This window comes from Nocardia inohanensis NBRC 100128 (assembly GCF_001612945.1).
Classification (GTDB): Bacteria; Actinomycetota; Actinomycetes; order Mycobacteriales; family Mycobacteriaceae; genus Nocardia; species Nocardia inohanensis.
In genome coordinates this window covers 869,573-886,349 of record NZ_BDBK01000001.1, presented here as the reverse complement: position 1 = coordinate 886,349, position 16,777 = coordinate 869,573, and the positions used below count along the sequence as shown (strand labels likewise).

Genomic DNA, 16,777 nt, shown 5'->3' with positions numbered 1-16,777 from the left:
TCTACCACTGGCTACGGGAGGAGCATCGATGCGACCGGACACACCGGCGATCACGGCGAGCGAACGCGCTGGTGAACCGGGGGTGCAGCGGTGAGCGTCGCGGCTTGTCTCACGCTCTACGGCTTCGCGGTCGCGGTGCTCGCGCCCTGGTTGCTGCGCCGGGTCGGGCACGGCGGCGCGGCGCCCCGGTTCGCGGTCGCGGCCTGGTTGAGCGCGATCGGCTCCACGGTGCTGGCGTGGGCCGGGGCGTTCGCGATCCTGCTCATCGACCTGTTCACCCATCAGCTGTCCTCGGTGCCGCAACGCTTCGTCGACAGCTGCCTGATGCATCTGCACGATGCCGCGATCGGCGGTTACGGCTGGCCGATCCAAACGGGACTGCTGCTGTTGTCGGGCGCGGCCGCCACCGCCGCGCTCGTGACCGCGGCCCGGCTGATCCATGCGCTGGCCCGCGCCCGCCGCTCCACCCATGAACACGCGCGCCTGGCCCGCATGGCGGGCCGCCACCATCCGGGCCTGGATGCCGTCGTCCTCGAGGTGGACGAGCCCGCCGCGTATTACGTTGCGGGCAAACCACATACGGTCGTGGTGAGCCGGGGCGCGCTGACCGCCCTGGACGACCACCACCTCGATGCCGTGCTCGCGCACGAACGCGCCCACCTCACCGGCCGCCACCACCTCATCCTCGCCCTCACCCGGGGACTGGCGGGCGTGGCGCCTCGGCTGCGCCTGTTCACTACCGGCGCCACCGAGGTCGCTCGCCTGCTCGAGATGATCGCCGACGACGCGGCGGCCCGAATCCACGGCCGCCGCACCGTGCTCGCCGCGCTCCTGCATTTCTCCGACGCGACCAACCCGGGCCAGACGGAACCGGGCGCGGCGACCACGGGTCACGTCCCGCCCGCGCTGGCCACCCGCCTCGAACGGCTGGTGGCCCCGGCGGCGGCCCTGCGGCGCACCCGCGCCCGCGTCACCCTGATCGCCGCCGTGGCAGCCGCCACCCTCATTCCCCTGGCCTCGATTGTGTCGATCGCGGTCGGATTGGCTGTGTGCGAACCACTTCCGGTCGACTGAGGAAGCTGCCGATGCCCGGAGTGCGGGTCCGGCGACGCCGGACCCGCTCCATCACTGCTTCCGGTTCAAGGCCGGTGGCGGGTCGGATAATCCACGATTCGCCCCACAGGCAGGGTCGGCGGATCGGGTTCGACCCGGCGGTGCCGGCCCGCGCCCGCCACGACGGGGAAGCGATCGGTAGCGGGGTCGAACGAGACCCCGGCAGCACCCGAATCCGTTGCAGCCGTCGAGCGCCGGTCGAGCCCGTACAAGGCGGCAGTGGCGAGGGCGCCGATGACACACAGGCCCGCCCATACGGCCCAGTCGGCACCGGCGGCCCGGGCCGCGCCCACCACGGCACCGGTGGCGAGATTACCGATCAGAATGCCGATCCCGACAACCGTGTTGTAGAAGCCGTAATGCGTTGCTACCAGGCGGTTTCCGGAGAGCGATACCACGGTGTCCATCTCGAACGGGAAGACCGCCGCCGTGCCCACCGCCAGCAGGGCGGCGCAGAGCAGCAGCGCGCCGATCGCCACCGGCTGACCGAAAACCGTTGCTCCGGGCACGATCGCGAGCGGCAGGAACGACAGGGCGAGGATGCTCATGCCCACCACCAGGCTGCGGCCGGTCCCCCAGCGGTGGCGCAGCCACCCGGTGATGCGCAGCTGCCCGGCCACCGCCACGACTCCCGAGATGACGAAGATCGCCGAGGTCAGCGTCTGCGCATCGGCACCCGCGAGATATCGGGCTTGCAACGGCAGCGCCAGATACACCTGGAACGACAGCACATACGAGCCGATCATGGCCAGCGCGAACGCCATGAAACGGCGGTTCGCGACCACGGTGCGCCAATCCTCGAGTACCGAAGCCGTCCGGCCGGCAGTGACGGCGCGGCGGGCGGGCAACGCGTACAACTGCGCCACCGTGAGGATCGCGAACACCACCGCCGCCGCGGCCGCCGTGATGCGGAAATCCACTGCCAGCAAAGCGAGTCCGACCAATGGTCCGGCCAGGATGCCCGCCTGGTAGAAGACGTTGAAGACGGCGAACGCCTCGACGCGGCGTTCACCCGCCTCCGCCGCCAGGTAGGCGCGGACCGCCGGATTGAACAGCGCGCCGGCGAATCCCGTTGCCGCCGACGCCAGCAGCAGGCCGGGCAGGGTGTCGGCGAAGATCAGCAGCGCGAAACCGCCGGTACGCAACAGGCAGCCGGCCACGATGAGCGGTTTGTAACCCAGCCGGTCGGCGAGGGTGCCGCCGAGCAGGAACATGCCCTGCTGCGAGAAATTGCGTACCCCGAGCACCAGCCCGACCGCCCAGGCGGCCAAACCCAGTGGACCCGAGAGGTATCCGGCCAGGTAGGGCATCAACATGTAGAAACCCAGGTTGATGCCGAACTGGTTGATCATCAGCAGCCGCGCGACGGGGTCGAAACCCCGGAACCGCGCCCAGACGCTCACGAGGCGGCCGCGCTGGGATCGACGACGGTGGTGCAGCGCGTCCAGCGGCTCACCTGCCGGGCACCGGGGTGGTCGATGATGTCCGGTTCGGTGGGCGCGGCCGCGGCGAGCAATCCGTGTTCGGCGCAGTACGCGTCGTTGTAGACGGTGTCGAAATAGCGGTGCGGCCCATCGGGAAAGACCGCCGCGATCCGGGTTCCGGGCGCATGCGTGCGCGCCGCCCAACCGGCGACCAGCGCTACCGCTCCCACGCTCCAGCCGCCACTGGCGTGGTAGTTGGCCGCCAGTGCGCGGCAGGCCCACACCGCTTCGGCCGGTGCGACCCAATGCACTTCGGAGAACGCGGCGTAATCCACATTGCGCGGATAGATGCTCGATCCCAGCCCGCGCATCAGCCGGGTGCCCGCTCGCTGGCCGAAGATGGTGGAGGCCACCGTATCCACGCCGATGAGCTTCAGGCCGGGCTCGAAATCACGCAGCACCCGCGCCACCCCCGCCGAATGCCCGCCGGTGCCGACCGCGCAGACCAGCACATCCACTCCGCCCAGTTGCGAAATCAGTTCCAGGGCAAGAGATTCGTAACCCTCGACATTGTCCGGATTGCTGTACTGGTCGGGGCACCAGGCATCCGATTCGGCGGCCAGCAACTCGGCCACCCGATCCCGGCGCGCCTGCTGCCAGCCGCCCTCGGGATGCGGCTGCCGGACCAGATCCACCCGGGCACCGTAGGCGGCGAGCATGCGCGCGACGATCGGTTCCAGGCCCGGATCGGTCACCACCGTCACCGGATGGCGATACACCAGCCCGGCCAGTGCGAGCCCCAAACCCAATGTGCCGCTGGTGGATTCCACGATCCGCGCACCCGGCGCGAGGTCACCGCGTTCCTCGGCGCGCCGGACCATATGCAAGGCGGGCCGGTCCTTCATTCCGCCGGGATTGAAGCCCTCGAGCTTCGCCCAGAAGCCCAGACCGCCGGGCGCGAGCGGCTCACCCACCCACAGCACCGGGGTATTGCCGACCAATGCGCCGAGCCTGCGGGCCGCGCCGGGCGCGGCGACCACCGGATCGCCGCCGGGCAGTGCGGCCGGTTCGGCGAGAACAATTTCGTCCATGACTGTCGCTTCCTGTATCGAACCGCCGGGCAGGCGGTCGGACGTATGCGGGCAGCGGACACCGGCCGGCGGCGAATGCCGTCCCGGCCTGGCGCTGACCGATCAGCGTCGGGCGATACACAAGCGCGTCAACAGCATTCGGCCGCTGACAACGGCAGCGAACAGGCCGGGCGGGCCGCGTTCGGTAGCGGACACCGCAGCGGCCGCGAGCACGGGAAGCAGCAGGAGCGGCGACCACGGCGACGAAGCGGGGGAATGAGCGGCGAGCTCGCCGGGCAGCGCGGCCTTCGAGCAGTGCCACGGGTGCGGGCCGCAGTCCTCGGTATCGGCGAGTCCTCGCATGACGGCGGCCGCGCCCGCCACCGCCGCACGGATGTCCGAAGCCGACGCTTGAATCTCCGCGTCTACCGCCGCCACACGGGTCTCGGAAGCGAACGCCGGGCCCGTCGGACTCGCCGGCGCGGCCGGGCCATTCGAGCCGACCGCCCGAACCTCCGGACGCGACTCCGGAACGGCGGCACTCGCCGGCGCGGCGGCCGGAACGGCAGCGTGCGGATGCCCTGCGCCGCGTAACAGCACACAATCCGCGATCGCCGACACCACCAGCAGCACCGCGATCAGCAGGCCGAAGACGACGAGCGCGGTTCGGCGGAGACCGCCGCGACCTGCCGCCACCTCATACCTCCCGCATCGAATCCGCGTGTGCGTGAGCCGGTTTCGTAGCCCGCGCGCAGAGTGCCGATCTTCCGGTCGGCGCCGCCGAAGCACAATCTACTATCCAACTACGTACTTGGCTGGAACCGTGTGAGCGAGTCCACGAAATCCGGCGTGTCATCGACCGGAAACGGACAGGCCGGTACGGCCCATCGCGAACCGGCGAGTCACAATGCGGCGAAAGGCTATCCGCGCTTGGAGCGCGAGATCCGGCGCAGCGCGGCGCGCAGGCCCTCGGATTCCTCCGCCGTCATCTGTTCGACGAAATGCGCGAGCACCAGGTCGGAGCGACCACCGCCGCCCAGCGCCTCGCGCATGAGCCGGGCGCTGTACTCCTCACGCGTCAGCGTCGGCCAGTAGGCGTACGCCTTGCCGACCCGCTCACGCTCGAGCCAGCCCTTACGATGCAGGTTATCCATGGTCGACATCACCGTCGTGTAGGCGATATCGCGTTCGGCGGCGAGTTCGTCGAAGACCTCGCGCACGGTCGTCTTCTCGGCCCGGTTCCAAATGCGTTCGATGACGACCGTTTCCAGCTCACCGAAGCCTCGCGCAGCAGCCATGTTCCACGTCTCCTCACCTCACGACCCGGCCGGCCTCCGCTCCCGGGCCACGTTCTGGTGCGTAGTGGTAACCGATCATAGGGGGACGCGCATACCGGCACGAGCCGCCGCCTACGATACGGAACATACCCTCATATACGTTCTACGTACGTAGACAGTACTATCGTGCCTCGGAGGTGGGTGCGGCGCAACCGGACCGGCGAGCGCGACCCGGCAACCGCGGCTACTCCGCGATCCGGTGCCCGGCGTCGCGCAACGCCGCCGAGGCATCGGGCAGCCGATGGCCCGGCACCAGCACCAGATCCGCGTGATAGGTCGAGGCGACGAAGACCGGGATTCCCTCCGCCGCCAACGGCCCCACCAGCGCCGCCAGCATGCCCGACTGCTCCAGGCCGTGCGAGCCGTCGCCGTAGAAGCCCTTCCAGATCTCGCCCTCGGCCCACGCCGGCGCCTCGCGAATCACGGTGAGGCCCTCCGGCGCTCGCACCAGCGCGATCCAGTCGTCGTCCTCGGGGAAGGTGGAGTTCGGCAGATGCTCGACCGCGAACTGCGACGGGACGATACGCAAACGCTGACTGGTGCCCATCCGGTCATCGTAGGCGGGCACACTACGTGGCCTCGCCCTTCCAGAATTAGTACTTGAGACTAAAATTCGGGTGACGGCAGCGGCCCCGCGCCGTAAGGTCTGCGAAATGACCATCAGCCCAAAGGAAATCGCCACCGAAAACGAGCGGATCGCCGACGCCGGACACTATCGCACCCGCGACGGAGTGCCGGTCGACATCAGCGCCGGCCTCGCCGCCGCATGCGCCGGAACCATCTCCTACTCCCCCGACGACGAGGTATCCGGCGGGGCCACCGGGCCTTTCGCGGGCGGCATCGAGGTCACCGCGGAGGGCAGCATCGAAGCCGGGCGACGACTGCACGACACCGGACGACCCGATATCGCCGTGCTCAACTTCGCTTCCGCCCGCAACCCCGGCGGCGGCTACCTGCGCGGCGCGCGAGCACAGGAAGAGGATCTGTGCCGTAGCGCGCTGCTGTATCGGTCGCTCATCGAAGCCCCCGACTACTACGCCGCACACCGCGCCTCGAACGATCTCCGCTACAGCCACCGCGTGATCTATTCACCGAATGTTCCGGTCATCCGGGACGACCGGAACGAGCTCGTCGCCCACCCGTTCCCGCTGTCGTTCCTGACCTCACCGGCCCCGAATGCGGGCCAGCTGGCGCTGCACAACGACGGCGTGCCGGTACCGGTCGGCGAAATCTTGATCGAGCGCGCCGCCCGGGTGCTCGCCGTCGCCGCTCGGCATCGGGTACGCACGCTCGTACTCGGCGCGTGGGGATGCGGCGTCTTCCGCAACGATCCCGCCGAAGTCGCCGGCGCCTTCGAGCGAGCGCTGCACGTCCACGGCGCGGCCTTCGAGCACGTGACCTTCGCGATCTGGGACCGCTCCCCCGCATCGGCCAACCGGGCGGCCTTCGAATCCCGTTTCGGCGCTTCGAATTTCCGTTGAATCCGGATCGCTCCGGCGGGTCTGGTTCAGGCTGGGTTTTTCCTCAGCCGGGGCCACACCGACCTTTCATGCATAGATCGCAATATCCGCAAAAGCTGATGTCAATCGACGGCTTCGGATGTCCGGACCGATTCGCCTGCCGTCCGCGACAACCGCCCACGCCCCGAAAACGCCCCGGCGCGAGCCGTACACGCACTACCCTGCGAAACACTCACGTTTCAAATGGCAGCAAAGGTACGAAACCATGCGTAAATCCCTGTGGCTCAATGGCATCGCGCTTGTGGCCGTCGGCGTCCTCGGCACCGGCGGCACCGCGAGCGCGGACCTGAGCGGGGTGATGGATCACGACGCCACCTTCAAGGTCGGCGTCGACATCAAGCCCGGCACCTACACGACCACGACCGCTGCCAGCGTGTGCGCGTGGGCTCGGCTCTCGGCCGTCACCGAGGACGCCAGTGCGATTCTGCAAGCGGGCGGCGCGGTCAACGGCAAGGTCACCGTCGAGGTCAAAGCCACGGACGTCGCGTTCTTCACCGCCGGGTGCGGAACCTGGAAGCTGACCACGACCACCACCACCGGCTCCAGCGGCCTCGGTAGCGGATCGAGCAGCATGTCGTCCTGACCGCTCGACCCGGAACCTCCACTCCCCCACGATCCCGGCCTCCGCCGATGCGCCGACTGTGCATGATGGAACGGTTGTCGTAGTTCGTCCGGGAGCGGGCAGTGGACTGTCCTCTACTCGGTGGAGCAAGGAGGTTCTGGGCATGGTGGTAATCATCGGCGGCGGTATCGCCGGCTCGGCGCTCGCGGGCGGGCTTGCGCGGCAGGACATTCCGGTGACGTTGTACGAGCAGCAGCCGAACGGTCCGGGCGGCGGGGCCTTTCTGTTCATCGACGACCGCGGGCACCGCGCGCTCACCGAACTCGGGGTCGCGCAGGAGGCGATCGAGGCCGCTTCCTATCCGGTCACGGGCGGACTCTCCTACGCCAACGGTCTCGGGCGGCGCGGAACCACCACCGGGCGGGGGCATCGATTCTGGATGCGGCGCGAACTCATCGACATGCTCGGCGCTTTCGTCGCGGATTCGGGCGTGAAGACCGAATACGGCACCGTCGTCAGCGATCTCGCGCGGTTCGAGGGCGAGACGGTGATCGGCGCGGACGGCATCGACTCCACCGTCCGGGCCGTCATCGAACCCGGCCGGGTTCCCGAGTACGCGGGCGATGTCGTGCTCTACGGCATGACCAGCACCCCGGTCGAACTTCCCACCGCACCCGCCACGCTGCACTTCTTCGCCGAAATGCCCACGCCCGGACCGCCTTCCAGCACGCTCGGCCACATCTGGCGGCCCGGTGATCCCGCCGCGCTCTGGTTCGTGCGACTGCCCCGCCCGGCGCTGTCCGGCGGTGACGATCTCGGCCTGCGCCCGATCTCCGAATGGGCCGAGGCCATCCTCGCGGCGACGCCGACGAATCGGGCGCTGCTGGAGACCTTCCTGGGCGCGACGGAGGTGGTTCATGTCAGCAACGCCCGCAATGTTCCCCTCGAAACCGCTGCCGCACCGCAGGATTCGATACTGCTGATCGGTGATGCCGACCACGCCATCACGCCCGCAGCGGGGGTGGGTGCGCGCGATGCGCTCGAGGACGCTTATGCGGTGCATCGGGCGCTCACCGCCGGCTCCTCCCCCGCCGTGGCCATGACCGAACGCCGCCAACGTATCCGGGAGGATCGCGCCCAGGCCCAGGCCGCCATGCGTCGCAGTGCCGGCTGAGTTTCAGGGCAGGACGAGGACGGCCCGGAGCGGGCGATGGTCCGAGGTGGGCAGGTCGAGCACCTCGAGGTCGCGGATGCCGATGCGACGGTCGGCCAGGACGTGGTCGAGGGTCACCGGTGGGATGGGGTCGCCGTCGTACGGGCCCCAGGTGCCGGTGAAACCCTTGCCGAGGACGGCGGCGGCATCCCGGTAGCCGGAAGCGAGCAGGCCGCGCAAGGTGGAATGGTCGAGGGTGGCGTTGAAGTCGCCGACCAGGACGCGGGGCGGGCCGTCGGGGGTCGCGGACTGCTGGCGGCGATAGCTTTCCCGCCAGGGTTCGACGGCTTCGCGGCCCCACGGGGCGGCCGGGTGCACGGATTCGACCAGGACGCCCGACGGAAGTTCGGCGATGGCCTGGGTGAAGCCCCAAGGGTTGCGGCGCAGGCCGGCGTCGCGGATCGGCACGCGGGAGAAGATGCCGGAGCCGCCGACTCCCGGGGCGGGATAGCTGACCGCGTACGGGAAGTGCTTGGTGAAGGCGGCCGCGAAATCAGGGGTGAGTTCCTGTACCGCAACGAGATCCACGTCGGCGGCCAAGGCGGCCAGCTGATCGGGGTCGGCGGTGCCCTCGAGGACATTGGCCGACATGATGCGCAGGTCCGCACCCTTCGCGCCGTTGATGGGGTCGCCGTCGGTGAACCAGCGCGGCAGGACACACGCGGCCAATGCGACGACGGTGACGACGGCGGCGATCGCGGCCAGGCGTTGCCGCAGCAGCAGGGTGAATGCCACCGGGAACAGCGCGAGACCGGCGATGTACGGGGTGAAGGCGATCAGCTGGACCATCGGGTACCAGGAGTCCAGCCCGGCGATCCTGATCACGGCCCAGATCGCGCCGGGCAGCACGGCCGACCAGGCGGCAATCGGCTTCCAGCGCATCGTTTTCCATCGCATCGGCCTCACGGTAGACGGCTCACCAGGTGCGGCCGGTGCCGGTTTTGTGGGGATCCTGTGGATGTTCCGGATGCGGAGGGCCGGCGCGGCTGCTCTAAGCTCCTGCTCCTATGGCCCTCTCCGCAACCCTGCATCACTTCACCGTCCACCTCGCCGACGTCGATCGCGGTGTCTACGAGGAGCTGGAGCTGCGGGTCGCGCGACACCCCTCCGAGACGGCCGAATTCATGCTCACCCGGCTGCTGGCCTACTGCCTCGAGTACGTGGAGGGCATCACCTTCAGCGACGGCGGCGTCTCGTCAACCGATGAACCGGCCGTCCTGGTGCGGGATCTCACCGGGCGGATCACCGGGTGGATCGAGGTCGGCGCACCGGATTCGGACCGGGTGCACCGGGGCAGCAAGCTCGCCGATCGGGTGGCCGTCTACACCCATCGCGATCCGGTCAAGGTCGTCGCGGCGCTGACCGGGAAGAAGATCCATCGTGCGGAGACGATCCCGGTCTACAGCTTCGACCGCGAGTTCATCGATAACGCCGTGGCGGCGATCGACCGGCGCAACACCGTCACCTTGTCGATCACCGAGCGGCTGATGTACCTCGATGTCAACGGGACCGGGGTCAGCGGATCGGTCGAGGAGCACCGGCTGAGCTGACCGCATCCCGTCGCCGAATCGCCGTTGGCGTCAAAGCATTTCGGCCGGGGTGGCGGTGGTCAATCCGCCGTCCACCAGCAGGTCCTGGCCGTTGATGTAGGACGCTTCAGCCGAGGCCAGGAAGGCGACCGCGGCGGCCACGTCCTCGGATCGGCCGATGCGCGCGGCCGGGACCTTCGTGGCGATGGCCGCTTGGGCGGCGGGGGTGGTTTCGGCGCGGAAGGCCGGGGTGTCGGTGTAGCCGGGGCTGACGGAGTTGACGCGAATTCGCCTGGGGGCCAATTCCGCCGCGAGCGTGCGGGTCAGATTGTGTATCGCCGCTTTGGTCGCCGAGTAGAGGGCGGCCGCGGGGACGCCGCGATGCAGGGCGAAGGATGCGTTGATGACGATGGCGGCCTCGTCGGGCAGCAGCGGGAGGGTCTGCTGGATGGTGAAGAAGACCGATTTGAAGTTGCTGTCCACCACGCGGTCGAACTCCTGCGCGGTCACGGTGTCGAAACGCTGGAACGCGCCGATGCCCGCATTGGCGAAGACGACATCGAGGCGGCCGAAGCGCTCTCGGACGGCGGTCACCAGGTTGCCGAGGTCGGCGAGATCGGCGGCGTCGCCGGGGATTCCGACCGCCCGCTCCCCCAGCTGCTGCACCGCCGCATCCAGGCGGGACTTGTCGCGGCCGGTGATGATCACCGTCGCGCCCTCGGCGATCAGCCGGTGCGCGGTGGCCAGGCCCATCCCGCTGGCGCCGCCGGTGATGAGTGCGATCTTGCCGTCGAATCGAGTGCTGTTGTGCGTCATGGCTTCAGCTTGCCGAGCCGCGAGTACGGCAAACAGTGCGTGTTTATGGTGGGTGTGGCACCACCAGGCTGGGCACCGGTCAGGCGGGCGCGGCCAGGCGCAGATGCCGCAGGCCGTCCAGGCGCGCCTCGGTGCCGGTGCCCGGCTGCGGGGCGTAGAGCACCAGATGCCAGGCCGGATGCGCCGCCAGGGTGAGAGTCGTTGCGACGAAGGTCAATTCACCGGCTTCGGGGTGGCGGAGCGCGTTCACGTCGCTGACCGGCACGCCGACCTCGTGCCGCTCCCAGAGTTCGGCGAATTCCGGGCAGGTCGCGGCGAGATCGGCCACCACGCGGCCGAATTCGGGATCCTCGGGGGCGTAGGCGGCGTCCGCGCGATAGGCCGCGACCACGGCGGGTGCGGCCGCCGCCCACACCTCGTCCATCGCCCGGTAGCGCGGATTGGTGAAGAAGTTGATCAGACAGTTCTGCGGGGAGCCGTCATATCCGAATACCGCACGGGCAGTGGCGTTGTAGGCCAGCACATTCCAGTATCGATCCCGCAGCACCGCGGGCCGCTGCCCCCAGCCGTCGATGAGCGAGCGGATCTCCGGCGTGACCTCCGCTCGCGCCAACCCGTCCACCGGCGGCGGGTTCAACCCCGCCAGTACATACAGATGCACCCGCTCCGCCGCGCTGAGCCGCAAGGCCCGCGCCACCGCGTCGAGCACCTCCCCCGACACCGTGATGTCGCGCCCCTGCTCCAGCCAGGTGTACCAAGACACTCCCACCCCGGCCAGCACCGCGACCTCTTCCCGCCGCAGCCCCGGCGTCCGCCGCCGCCCCGACACCGGAATCCCGGCCTCCGGTGGGCTGATTCGCGCGCGGCGCCCGCGCAGGAAGTCGCGGAGTTGCGCGCGCCGGTCCGGCAGGCTCTCGCTGGTCATGAGCAACGGTAACAGTCGGGGTGTGCGGCCGGAGCGCGCTGCTCACCTCCGGGCATTCGACCAGAACACGCTCCGGAAGTCTGTCTCAGACACCTATTGCCTGAGACGCTCCGTCGCGGTTACCGTGGATCGATGAACGCATACCGAGCCGCCGGCGTGGGCGAGCTTCCCGCGGGAGTCAGCGGTACCGCCGATCCCCGATTCGATTCCGCCGTAAGGACTTTCGCGCGCATCTTCGCCGGGCGAACCGGAAACGGCGGGGCGCTCGCCGTCTACCTGCACGGAGAACCGGTCGTCGACGTGTGGGCGGGGTCGGCGGATGCGACCGGAACGCCGTGGACCGCCGATACCGGGGCGATGATCTACTCGGCATCCAAGGGTGTCTCGGCCACCGTGCTGCATCGGCTCGCCGATCGCGGAATGCTCGACTACGCGGCGCCGGTGGCGGAGTACTGGCCGGAGTTCGGGGCCAACGGGAAGCAGCGGATCACCGTGGCGCAGCTGCTGAGTCATCGCGCCGGGCTGTCCGCGCTGCCGGCGACTTCGCTGGCGGAGGTGCTCGATCATCGCTTGATGGAGGAACGGCTCGCGGCCGCGAAATCCGATCACCTGCTGGGTAAGCCGATCTATCACGCGCTCACCATCGGATGGTTGATGGCGGGGCTGGCGCGGGCGATCACCGGCAAGGACATGGCCGAGCTGTACCGCACCGAGGTGGCCGAGCCGCTCGGCGTGGACGGTATCCATCTGGGCCGCCCACCGGCCGGATCGCCGACCATCGCGGCGGATCTGGTGGGGTCGCTGAAAACCCTTGCCGACCGCACCATTCCGCGACCGGTCACCGGGTTGTTGCCGCATTTGCCGCGGCCGGTGCGCTCACCGCTGGACTCGATCTATCTGCCCGGCCTGGAGAGCCTGTTCCGGGGTGATCAGCCGCCGATTCTGCAAACCGCCCTGCCCGCGGGCAATGCCGTCTGCACCGCGCCCGCGCTGGCCAAGATGTACAGCGCGCTGGCCTGCGACGGCATTGTGGACGGGCGGCTGTATCTGTCCGCGCGTACCGTGCGCGAGCTCGAACGCATCCGCACCTATCGACTGGATCGCACGCTGGTGGTGCCGTTCTGGCATCTCGGCTACCACAGCTTCCCCTCGCCCAGGGCGCCGCGCGGGTACGGGCATATGGGCGCTTTCGGCTCGATGGGCTGGGCCGATCCGGGCTCCGGCATTTCGGTCGGTTTCGTCCACAATCGAATGTCGCTGGGCTGGAGCGCCATCGATATGACCTTGATGGTGCGGCTGGTGCACGCGGCGCTCCAGGCCGCCCGGCTCCCGGCCGCCGAGATCGAACAGCGTACGGCGGGCGCGGCCTGAGGCGAACCCGCTTACCGTGGTGGTCATGACCGCAGCCCGGCATCCCGATATCGAGACCGCGATCCGCTACCACCAGGCCGTCGCCGAATTCACTGCCGGCGCGGAGCTCGCCGCCTTCTTCCACCCCGATGCGACGCATCATGAATACCCGAACGCGCTGTTCCCGGACGGCAATATCCGGAATGTGCAGGAGCTGTGCGCGGCCGCCGAGGCCGGCCGCCGCACCCTGAGCAGTCAGAGTTTCGAGGTGCTGAACGCGGTGGCGATGGGTGATCAGGTCGCCCTGGAGGTGCTTTGGACCGGAACCACCGCGATCCCGCTCGGCAGCATTCCCGCCGGTTCCACCCTGCGCGCGCATATCGCCACGTTCCTCGAATTCCGGGACGGACTGATCCTGGCGCAGCGCAATTACGACTGCTACGAACGAATTCCGGTAGACATGAAGTCATGACGACCCTGGGTGCCGTATTCCGTCCGCAGAATCCGCCCGAGCGCCTGCGCGAAGTCGTGCGCGCGGCACAGGATTCGGGGCTCGAAGAACTCTGGTTGTGGGAGGACTGTTTCCTGGAAGGCGGAATCTCCACCGCCGCAACCGCTCTCGCGTGGAGCGAAGGGCTGCGGGTGGGGGTCGGCGTGCTGCCGGTGCCGCTGCGCAATGTGGCCATCACCGCGATGGAGATCGCCACGCTGGAGCGGATGTTCCCCGGGCGGGCGATCTGGGGTGTCGGGCACGGCGTGCAGGATTGGATGGGTCAGGTGGGCGGGCGCGTGTCCTCCCCCATGACGCTGCTGCACGAATACCTCGACGCGCTGCGCGGATTGCTCGCCGGGGAGCGGCTCACGGTCAAGGGGCGGTATGTGCAGCTCGACGATGTGGCCCTGGATTGGCCGCCCGCGGCCGCGCCCGCCGTGCTGACCGCCGCGACCGGTCCGCGCACGCTCGAATTGGCGGGCGCGGCGGCCGACGGCGTCATCCTGACCAGCTCCACGTCGTCCGACGGCGTCCGCGCCGCCGTCGACACCGTGCACGCGGCCCGGCCGGAAACCGTTGCGGCCCAGCCGTATCCGGTGGTGGTGTATCTGCTCGCGGCCACCGGTCCGGGTGCCGCCGACCGGGTCGCCGCCGAACTGCGCGAGAACGAACGCGACACCTCCGGCGATGTCGGGGTGGCGGGCGACGCACAGGCCATCGCCGATGCGGTGCTGCGCTGGAGCGCCGCCGGGGCCACCAGCGTCATCCTCCAGCCGACCGCCGACGAACCCGACCCCGCCGGTTTCGTCCGATTCGTTGCCGAGCAGGTCCGCCCGCGCGTGCCGTGAACGCACGCGCGGGCCGGACGCGGGCTCAGCCCTGGGTGGTGGTCACCGCGTCGAGGACGATGTCATCGGCCGGAGACCCGTCGCCCCCACCGCCTTTGACACCGGCGGCGGCGATATTGCGCACCACGTCGAGACCACCGCTGATCTTGCCGAACGGGGTGTAGTTGGGCGGCAGCTGCGAATCCTTGTACACCAGGAAGAACTGGCTGCCGTTGGTGTTCGGCCCGGCATTGGCCATGGCCACGGTGCCGGCCGGGTAGGTCGCGCCGGAGAGGTTCTCGTCGGCGAACTTGTAACCCGGGCCGCCGGTTCCGGTGGCGGTCGGGTCACCGCATTGGAGGACGTAGATGCCCTCGGTGGTCAGCCGGTGGCATTTGGTGTGGTCGAAATAGCGTTCGCCCGCGAGCATTACGAACGAGTTCACCGTACGCGGGGCGCGCGCGGCATCCAGGTCGATGGAGATGGTGCCGCAGTTGGACTCCAGCGCGGCACGGTAGCTCGCGTTGGTGTCGATGACCATGCCCGGTTCGAGCGGCCACTGCTTACCGTTGGGCTGTCCGTCGCTCGCGGCCGTGCACCCGGCCGCCCGCTCCGGCGCGATATGGGGCGCCGCCACGGCCCGCCCGCTCACGAGAACCGCGATCGCCATACCGGCCACCACCAGCCCGGTCCACCGAAGCGTGTTGCCACGCAATCCGCTTCGCCGTTCCGCTCGATCACCCTCGTGCTGCGAGACACGCCGCGCCATACTGCCTCCTTCATCAAATGCTCCGGGACGATAACGCCCGACATCCTGCCACGGGCCCGCACACGGCGTGGGCAGACGGTCAGAACGGGGTCATCCGCCCGGTTTCGGCGTCGGCGGTCAGGACGGCCGCACCTGCCGGGCGGCGAGGGCCTCGGCCACCGGTCGCCAGCGCCGTGCATACTCCTCGAGCACGCCGTCCTCGGCGAAGGCCCGGTCGGAGAGATAGAGGCCGGGCAGGGCGGCGGTCGCGCCGAGCTCCACCAGTACCGGCTTCAAGAGCAGGTCCGGGGCGAGGGCGTGGGTGGGCCCGGCGCCGAGCATGAGCGGCACCGCCACCACATCCGCCAGTCCCGTCCCGCCGTCGAACTGTTCCAGGAACAGCTTGAGCAGGCCGGTGTAGGTGGCTTTGAAAGTCGGGCTGGCGAAAACCACCAGCTCCGAATCCGCCACGGTGCGTGCCGCTTCCGCGACCGCGGGGTCACCCCACGACAGCAGTGCGGGCCCGAAATTCACCAGGTCGATCACGTGCGGCTCGGCATCCGGGCGCAGTGCGGCGGCGAGCCGGGTGGCGGCGTCGAGGGTTCGGGAAGCCGGTTTGGGATTGCCGACCACAACGGTGACGGTCACGATTACTCCTTGTGTCCGGCCGGCATTCCGGTCGGCGGGTTGGGATTCAGCGGATTACGGATTCGGCGGATCCGGACTCCTCGTCGGCGCCCTCAGTCCTGCCCGACAGGTGGGATGCGGCCTGGAAACCGCTCGGCGGGATAGGCGTCGGGCGGGCGCGAGGCCGTAGGCCCGAACTGGTCAGCGCAGCGGAAAGCCCTGTGCTGGAAGCTGTTCGCGGAGACGATCTCGGCCGTGCAGCGCCGCCGGCGAGGCCAGTCGCGCCAAGACCTGGGCAATCCAGGAGCGGTCGAGTTGCTGCTCGGCGTAGAAGTCGACGATCCGCTGTTCGTATTCGGCGATCCGCGCGCCCGATTCGGAACCGTCATAGGTCTCCTGGTGCAGCACCGCACTTTGCGACAGGCGAGGTTTGACGCGAGCATCCTCGCTCGGATCAGGGGTGCCGACCACCAGGCCGACCACCGCGAAAACACCGGGCGGCAAAGCCAATTCGGCAGCGACCTGTTCGGGGTTGTTGCGGATCGCGCCGATGTAGACGGTGCCCAGACCCAAGGATTCAGCAGCCACCAGGGCGTTCTGGGCGGCCAGTGCGGCATCGAGAAACGCCACGTAACTGGATTCGAGGTAGTCGGCGCCGTCCAGGGGCGCGTCGTGTTCGGCGGCGAGACCACGCAGGCGGGCCAGGTCGGCCGTCCAGACCAGCAGCACCGGGGCCTGGCGAATGTGCTCCTGATCGCCGGCCAAGGCCGCCAATCGCGCCTTGCGCTCGGGATCGCGAACCGCGACGACACTCCAGGCTTGCAGATTCGACGAAGACGGCGCGGACTGCGCGGCCGAAACCAGCAGGCGCAGCACCTCATCCGGCACCGGATCAGCCAGGTAGCGGCGCACCGAACGATGCTCGTGCAGCACCCGCAGCACCGGATTCCAAGCGGCGGGTTCGGCCGCTTCGGTGTCGCGGTAGCGCTGAGCCACCACCTGAGCCGGGGAGAGAGCGGTTCGCGTCATGGTCTGTATCGTCGCCGCCGCATCGCGATAGGTCAGGTATTCCCCGCAGCCTGAACCGAACCCTCCCCGGCTGTGCTTGACTCGCGCTCATGCGTGGACGGATTCGCCGAGGGAACGGTGGGAAGCCTCGCGCTTTACGGGCTGCTTAAGGATCGACCGTCGTTGGAATCTGCGCGACGACAATTCTGGACTCG

At 69.2% G+C, this 16,777-nt stretch carries 19 protein-coding genes; 8 read left to right on the top strand and 11 right to left on the bottom strand.

All coding sequences use genetic code 11. From position 1 onward, the window contains the following. The first annotated feature begins 90 nt into the window (after positions 1-90). Positions 91-1,074, top strand: a complete 984-nt coding sequence (locus tag NI1_RS04290) for a M56 family metallopeptidase (protein ID WP_067814168.1) — start codon at positions 91-93, stop codon at positions 1,072-1,074. Between the two features lie 65 nt (positions 1,075-1,139). Here NI1_RS04290 and NI1_RS04285 read toward each other — a convergent pair whose 3' ends face one another. The 5 genes from NI1_RS04285 to NI1_RS04265 form a co-directional block, all read right to left on the bottom strand. After that, positions 1,140-2,516, bottom strand: a complete 1,377-nt coding sequence (locus NI1_RS04285; RefSeq protein ID WP_245663054.1) for an MFS transporter — start codon at positions 2,514-2,516, stop codon at positions 1,140-1,142. Next, the gene (locus NI1_RS04280) at positions 2,513-3,628 is read right to left on the bottom strand and encodes a PLP-dependent cysteine synthase family protein (protein ID WP_084522522.1); all 1,116 of its coding nucleotides are present in this window, start codon (positions 3,626-3,628) and stop codon (positions 2,513-2,515) included. The genes NI1_RS04285 and NI1_RS04280 overlap by 4 nt, the downstream gene beginning before the upstream one ends. A gap of 102 nt (positions 3,629-3,730) precedes the next feature. Beyond that, the gene (gene lpqS, locus NI1_RS04275) at positions 3,731-4,303 is read right to left on the bottom strand and encodes a putative copper homeostasis (lipo)protein LpqS (protein WP_067814167.1); all 573 of its coding nucleotides are present in this window, start codon (positions 4,301-4,303) and stop codon (positions 3,731-3,733) included. A gap of 224 nt (positions 4,304-4,527) precedes the next feature. Then, positions 4,528-4,905 carry a BlaI/MecI/CopY family transcriptional regulator gene (locus NI1_RS04270; RefSeq protein ID WP_067814165.1) on the bottom strand — a complete coding sequence of 126 codons (378 nt, stop codon included), beginning with the start codon at positions 4,903-4,905 and terminating at the stop codon, positions 4,528-4,530. A 223-nt stretch (positions 4,906-5,128) separates the two neighbouring features. After that, positions 5,129-5,491, bottom strand: a complete 363-nt coding sequence (locus NI1_RS04265) for an ACT domain-containing protein (protein WP_067815329.1) — start codon at positions 5,489-5,491, stop codon at positions 5,129-5,131. A gap of 106 nt (positions 5,492-5,597) precedes the next feature. On the opposite strand from NI1_RS04265, the gene NI1_RS04260 reads away from it, so the two are divergent. The 3 genes from NI1_RS04260 (at position 5,598) to NI1_RS04250 (ending at position 8,200) form a co-directional block, all read left to right on the top strand. Beyond that, complete coding sequence (locus NI1_RS04260) at positions 5,598-6,425, top strand: TIGR02452 family protein (RefSeq protein ID WP_067815325.1); 828 nt, start codon at positions 5,598-5,600, stop codon at positions 6,423-6,425. A 244-nt stretch (positions 6,426-6,669) separates the two neighbouring features. Further along, the gene (locus NI1_RS04255; protein ID WP_067814163.1) at positions 6,670-7,047 is read left to right on the top strand and encodes an Rv1352/Rv1906c domain-containing protein; all 378 of its coding nucleotides are present in this window, start codon (positions 6,670-6,672) and stop codon (positions 7,045-7,047) included. A 142-nt stretch (positions 7,048-7,189) separates the two neighbouring features. Next, positions 7,190-8,200, top strand: a complete 1,011-nt coding sequence (locus tag NI1_RS04250; RefSeq protein WP_067814161.1) for an FAD-dependent oxidoreductase — start codon at positions 7,190-7,192, stop codon at positions 8,198-8,200. A gap of 3 nt (positions 8,201-8,203) precedes the next feature. On the opposite strand, the gene NI1_RS04245 is transcribed toward NI1_RS04250, so the two are convergent. Continuing rightward, positions 8,204-9,136: an endonuclease/exonuclease/phosphatase family protein gene (locus NI1_RS04245; RefSeq protein WP_084522521.1), complete on the bottom strand. Its 933-nt coding sequence runs from the start codon at positions 9,134-9,136 to the stop codon at positions 8,204-8,206. A 110-nt stretch (positions 9,137-9,246) separates the two neighbouring features. Here NI1_RS04245 and NI1_RS04240 point away from each other — a divergent pair, with 110 nt between their 5' ends. After that, complete coding sequence (locus tag NI1_RS04240; protein ID WP_067814158.1) at positions 9,247-9,789, top strand: YaeQ family protein; 543 nt, start codon at positions 9,247-9,249, stop codon at positions 9,787-9,789. A 30-nt stretch (positions 9,790-9,819) separates the two neighbouring features. Here NI1_RS04240 and NI1_RS04235 read toward each other — a convergent pair whose 3' ends face one another. Both NI1_RS04235 and NI1_RS04230 read right to left on the bottom strand, forming a co-directional pair. Then, positions 9,820-10,584, bottom strand: coding sequence for a glucose 1-dehydrogenase (locus NI1_RS04235; RefSeq protein WP_067814156.1), 765 nt, complete (start codon positions 10,582-10,584; stop codon positions 9,820-9,822). A 79-nt stretch (positions 10,585-10,663) separates the two neighbouring features. Further along, positions 10,664-11,509, bottom strand: coding sequence for a helix-turn-helix transcriptional regulator (locus NI1_RS04230; protein WP_067814154.1), 846 nt, complete (start codon positions 11,507-11,509; stop codon positions 10,664-10,666). A gap of 132 nt (positions 11,510-11,641) precedes the next feature. Here NI1_RS04230 and NI1_RS04225 point away from each other — a divergent pair, with 132 nt between their 5' ends. The 3 genes from NI1_RS04225 to NI1_RS04215 are packed head-to-tail and all read left to right on the top strand — an operon-like array spanning position 11,642 to position 14,200. Then, positions 11,642-12,880: a serine hydrolase domain-containing protein gene (locus NI1_RS04225; protein ID WP_067814152.1), complete on the top strand. Its 1,239-nt coding sequence runs from the start codon at positions 11,642-11,644 to the stop codon at positions 12,878-12,880. A 25-nt stretch (positions 12,881-12,905) separates the two neighbouring features. After that, entirely contained in the window at positions 12,906-13,331 is a 426-nt protein-coding gene (locus tag NI1_RS04220) for a nuclear transport factor 2 family protein (RefSeq protein WP_067815321.1), read from the top strand. Then, a complete protein-coding gene (locus tag NI1_RS04215) occupies positions 13,328-14,200 on the top strand; it encodes an LLM class flavin-dependent oxidoreductase (RefSeq protein WP_067814150.1) in 873 nt (290 codons plus the stop codon). Before NI1_RS04220 ends, NI1_RS04215 begins: the two co-directional genes overlap by 4 nt. A gap of 25 nt (positions 14,201-14,225) precedes the next feature. Here NI1_RS04215 and NI1_RS04210 read toward each other — a convergent pair whose 3' ends face one another. From NI1_RS04210 to NI1_RS04200, 3 genes are all read right to left on the bottom strand, one after another. Beyond that, positions 14,226-14,948 carry a peptidylprolyl isomerase gene (locus NI1_RS04210; protein WP_084522520.1) on the bottom strand — a complete coding sequence of 241 codons (723 nt, stop codon included), beginning with the start codon at positions 14,946-14,948 and terminating at the stop codon, positions 14,226-14,228. 117 nt (positions 14,949-15,065) lie between these two features. Beyond that, positions 15,066-15,575 (bottom strand): NADPH-dependent FMN reductase, encoded by a 510-nt coding sequence (locus NI1_RS04205; protein WP_067814148.1) that lies wholly within the window; start codon positions 15,573-15,575, stop codon positions 15,066-15,068. A 180-nt stretch (positions 15,576-15,755) separates the two neighbouring features. After that, complete coding sequence (locus NI1_RS04200) at positions 15,756-16,583, bottom strand: NADPH-dependent oxidoreductase (protein ID WP_067814146.1); 828 nt, start codon at positions 16,581-16,583, stop codon at positions 15,756-15,758. Positions 16,584-16,777: the final 194 nt, after the last annotated feature.

What these genes read in the sequence shown, in the direction of transcription:
- NI1_RS04280 (WP_084522522.1), bottom strand. Translation starts at nt 3,628, where the DNA reads ATGGACGAAATTGTTCTCGCCGAACCGGCCGCACTGCCCGGCGGCGAT.
- NI1_RS04270 (WP_067814165.1), bottom strand. Translation starts at nt 4,905, where the DNA reads ATGGCTGCTGCGCGAGGCTTCGGTGAGCTGGAAACGGTCGTCATCGAA.
- NI1_RS04265 (WP_067815329.1), bottom strand. Translation starts at nt 5,491, where the DNA reads ATGGGCACCAGTCAGCGTTTGCGTATCGTCCCGTCGCAGTTCGCGGTC.
- NI1_RS04260 (WP_067815325.1), top strand. Translation starts at nt 5,598, where the DNA reads ATGACCATCAGCCCAAAGGAAATCGCCACCGAAAACGAGCGGATCGCC.
- NI1_RS04255 (WP_067814163.1), top strand. Translation starts at nt 6,670, where the DNA reads ATGCGTAAATCCCTGTGGCTCAATGGCATCGCGCTTGTGGCCGTCGGC.
- NI1_RS04250 (WP_067814161.1), top strand. Translation starts at nt 7,190, where the DNA reads ATGGTGGTAATCATCGGCGGCGGTATCGCCGGCTCGGCGCTCGCGGGC.
- NI1_RS04245 (WP_084522521.1), bottom strand. Translation starts at nt 9,136, where the DNA reads ATGCGATGGAAAACGATGCGCTGGAAGCCGATTGCCGCCTGGTCGGCC.
- NI1_RS04240 (WP_067814158.1), top strand. Translation starts at nt 9,247, where the DNA reads ATGGCCCTCTCCGCAACCCTGCATCACTTCACCGTCCACCTCGCCGAC.
- NI1_RS04235 (WP_067814156.1), bottom strand. Translation starts at nt 10,584, where the DNA reads ATGACGCACAACAGCACTCGATTCGACGGCAAGATCGCACTCATCACC.
- NI1_RS04230 (WP_067814154.1), bottom strand. Translation starts at nt 11,509, where the DNA reads ATGACCAGCGAGAGCCTGCCGGACCGGCGCGCGCAACTCCGCGACTTC.
- NI1_RS04225 (WP_067814152.1), top strand. Translation starts at nt 11,642, where the DNA reads ATGAACGCATACCGAGCCGCCGGCGTGGGCGAGCTTCCCGCGGGAGTC.
- NI1_RS04220 (WP_067815321.1), top strand. Translation starts at nt 12,906, where the DNA reads ATGACCGCAGCCCGGCATCCCGATATCGAGACCGCGATCCGCTACCAC.
- NI1_RS04215 (WP_067814150.1), top strand. Translation starts at nt 13,328, where the DNA reads ATGACGACCCTGGGTGCCGTATTCCGTCCGCAGAATCCGCCCGAGCGC.
- NI1_RS04210 (WP_084522520.1), bottom strand. Translation starts at nt 14,948, where the DNA reads ATGGCGCGGCGTGTCTCGCAGCACGAGGGTGATCGAGCGGAACGGCGA.
- NI1_RS04200 (WP_067814146.1), bottom strand. Translation starts at nt 16,583, where the DNA reads ATGACGCGAACCGCTCTCTCCCCGGCTCAGGTGGTGGCTCAGCGCTAC.